This is a genomic window from Mesorhizobium sp. M2C.T.Ca.TU.002.02.1.1 (assembly GCF_003997225.1).
This window is the reverse complement of sequence record NZ_RZTO01000681.1, coordinates 1-3,423: the sequence shown is the minus strand read 5'-3', so window position 1 is coordinate 3,423 and position 3,423 is coordinate 1. Positions and strand designations below refer to the sequence as shown.

Below are 3,423 nucleotides of genomic sequence, written 5' to 3'. Positions count from 1 at the left end.
AACCAGGGGCGCATCCACGATTTCGGACCGAAGGACGAGGTCTTCGCCAAGATGTTCCCGACGCTGCGGCCCGTGCCGGCAGCCAATCCGACGCTGAGGGTAGCGGCGGAAGGCACGCCGCAGGCCGTGGCCAGCGGAACCGAGGGAGGCAACTGACATGGCTGCGTCGGGCGCCTCGCATGCGTCGATCCGCTTCTACACGAGGCTTGGGCTCGGAGCCGTGCTGCTGCTTGGCGGTGGCGTCGGCGGCTGGGCTTCGGTCACCGAGATTGCCGGCGCGGTCATCGCCCCCGGCACGCTCGTCGTCGATTCCCACGTCAAGAACGTGCAGCATGCGACCGGCGGCGTCATTGCCGAGATCGATGCCCGTGACGGCGACAAGGTGAAAGCCGGCGACCTTTTGCTGCGCCTCGACCGCACCGTTCCGGCCGCCAATCTCGCGGTGGTGAGCAGGGCGCTCGACCAGCTCACGGCGCGCAAGGCCCGTCTCGATTCGGAGCGCCGCGGCAGTGACGCCATCATCTTCCCGAACGAGCTTTTGGACCGTGTCGCCGATCCCGACGTCGCCGAGGCGGTAGCCGGCGAAAAGCAGCATTTCGAGACCCGGCGCACCTCCCGCGCCGGCCAGAAGAGCCAGCTCGGGGAGCGTATTGCCCAGCTCGAGAAGGAGATCGCCGGCGACGTCGCACAGGCGGATGCCAAGAGCAAGGAGATCGAGCTGGAGCAAAAGGAGCTCGCTTCGGTGCGCGCGCTTTGGGCCAAGAAGCTCATCTCCATCGATCGCCTGACGCAGACCGAGCGCGAGGCCACGCGCCTCGACGGCGAACGCGGCCAGCTCGTTGCCGCCCAGGCGCAGGCCCAAGGAAAGATCGCGGAAATCAAGCTGCAGATCATCCAGATCGATCTCGACCTCAGCACCGAGGTGAACAGCGACCTGCGCGACATCGACGGGAAAATGGGCGAGCTTCTGGAGCGCAAGGTCGCCGCCGAGGACCAGTTGAAGCGGGTCGATATCCGCGCGCCGCAGGACGGCGTCGTGCAGCAGTCGCTCGCCTACACGATCGGCGGCGTGATCACGCCCGGCCAGACGATCATGCAGGTCGTGCCGGACAATGACAGCCTTGCCGTGGAAGCCAGGATCGCGCCCAGCGACATCGACAAGCTGTGGGTCGGCCAGTCGGCCTCGCTGCGCTTTTCCGCATTCAACACGCGCACGACGCCGCAGATCGACGGCGTGGTTGAACGGACCTCGCCCGATATCGCCACCGATCAGCGCACCGGCGTCAGCTACTACACCGTGCGCATCAGGACGACCGGCGCCCAGGTCGCACGCCTCGGCGAAGTCAAGCTGGTGCCCGGCATGCCGGTGGAATCCTTCATCAAGACCGAGGACCGCTCGGTGATCTCCTATCTCATGAAGCCGTTGCAGGACCAGATCACCAGAGCCTTCAGACAGTGAGCCCGCCTCGGCGGGGAAATGGAAACAGCAGACACGAACGTAACCGGATTCAACTTCAAGGGGAAACGTCATGGCCGACATTACGGACAATCTGACAGGTGATCCGCTCGCGACATCCGATCCCACGACAACCGGAAGCACCGACCCCGTCGCGCCGCTTGCAGTCTCGCTTGACCAGGCGGATGCGGATTACGCTCCCGGCGAGACGGTCGGAATCACGACCACCAATGTCTCGGATGGCGGCACGTTCACCTTCCAGGTCGCCCATCTCGGCGCCGGCGCTGACGGCGTCCTCGGCACTGCGGACGATGTACTCACCTACGATCTTACCGGCACCGGGACGCCCTGGACCGTCACCGACGGCGGCGCCGGCGATCTGGACGGCGTTGTCAACGGCTCGATCCAGACGTCGTGGTACGTCAACGGCGACGCGGCAAACCAGGCATTCATGCTCACCGCGACTGATGAGGCGACCGGCGCTTCGGCGACGGCAAACTTCACCGACGCGCCGAAGCCGCCGCCGCCGCTGAATCCGCCAACCTACGATCTGACCTTTGCCAATACCGTAACGATCAATGGCGCCATCTTTTCCTCCTCGGATGTCGCAACCGGTGCGGGAACGGGTTTGCTCGATCCTTTCGTCCGAATTTCGCAACAAGGCAACAACACGTCGGAACAGGGGTATAACACCGACGCCAATGTTAAAGTACTCGATGATACCACCCAGGGTGGCAGCCAGTATGTTCACTCGGTGAACATCTCCGATATTCCTATTCAATTTATAAACGGTGTCGGCTACTATCGATTTGATCTTGACATCAACGAGTCCAATACTTCAACTTCTCAGAACCTTTCCCTGGATTCGCTACAGATCTGGCAGGCCAGCGTCGGGAATTTGAGTAATTACGACCCCGGAGCAGCCCCGGACCAGAGCACCGGCGCGTTCCCCGCAGGGGACAACGCTTCGCTGATATACAACATGGATGCCGGCGGCGACAAATTCGTCGGGCTGAATGGCAACCTCCAGCCAGGCAGCGGCAACACCACCGATATGTCGTTGCTGGTTCCGGTCAGTTCCTTCGATCCGAGCAAGCCCTATATCTATCTCTATTCGGCGATGGGCTACCAGGACGGCACCTATCAAGGTCCTACGGAATCGGCGCAGAGCACCTGGACCTCTGAGTCCGGCTTCGAGGAATGGAACCGCCAGATCGGTACGGTGATCGACGGTCACAAGTTCAACGACCTGAACGCCGACCACATTTGGGAGGCCGGGGAGCCGGCTCTCGCAGGCTGGACGATCTATCTCGATGCCAACAACAACAACACGCTGGATCCGGGTGAGCCGTTCGCGGTCACCGACGCAAACGGGTATTACAAATTCACCGTCACGCCGGGCACCTACACGATCCGCGAAGTGCCGCAGGATGGATGGTCGCAGGATGCGCCGAACAATGCGCAGGGCGAGTTCACCGTCACGCTGGCGGCGGGCCAGTCCAGCCACAACAACGACTTCGGAAATTTCCAGCTCGGCTCGATCTCGGGCACCAAGTACGAAGATGCCGACGGCCTCGCCTCGACGACGGGCGATCGCACGCCGCTCGCTGGCTGGGTGATTACGCTGCACGGCGACACCAATGGCGACGGTGTGGTCGATGTCACCTTGACGGCGACGACGGATGCGAACGGCAACTACACGTTCGACAACCTCAAGCCGGGTGCCTACACCACGGACGAGACCATGCAGAGCGGCTGGTTCCAGGTCTCCGGCTCGTCTCCCGTGACGCTGACCTCGGGCGAGCACGACACCAGCGGCAACGACTTCGTCAACACGGAACTCGGCTCGATCTCGGGCACCAAGTACGAAGATGCCGACGGCCTCGCCTCGACGACGGGCGATCGCACGCCGCTCGCTGGCTGGGTGATTACGCTGCACGGCGACACCAATGGCGACGGTGTGGTCG

2 protein-coding genes are annotated in these 3,423 nt (G+C 63.1%); both read left to right on the top strand.

Features of this window, described 5'->3' with window-relative positions:
* Positions 1–157: 157 nt before the first annotated feature.
* Entirely contained in the window at positions 158–1,459 is a 1,302-nt protein-coding gene (locus EOD07_RS27435; protein ID WP_127237624.1) for an HlyD family type I secretion periplasmic adaptor subunit, read from the top strand.
* 70 nt (positions 1,460–1,529) lie between these two features.
* Positions 1,530–3,423: SpaA isopeptide-forming pilin-related protein (locus tag EOD07_RS27430; RefSeq protein WP_206519571.1), on the top strand; the 1,894-nt coding region annotated here is incomplete at its 3' end.

Excerpts from the sequence above, each read along its gene's own strand:
- EOD07_RS27435 (WP_127237624.1), top strand. The coding sequence starts at position 158 with ATGGCTGCGTCGGGCGCCTCGCATGCGTCGATCCGCTTCTACACGAGG.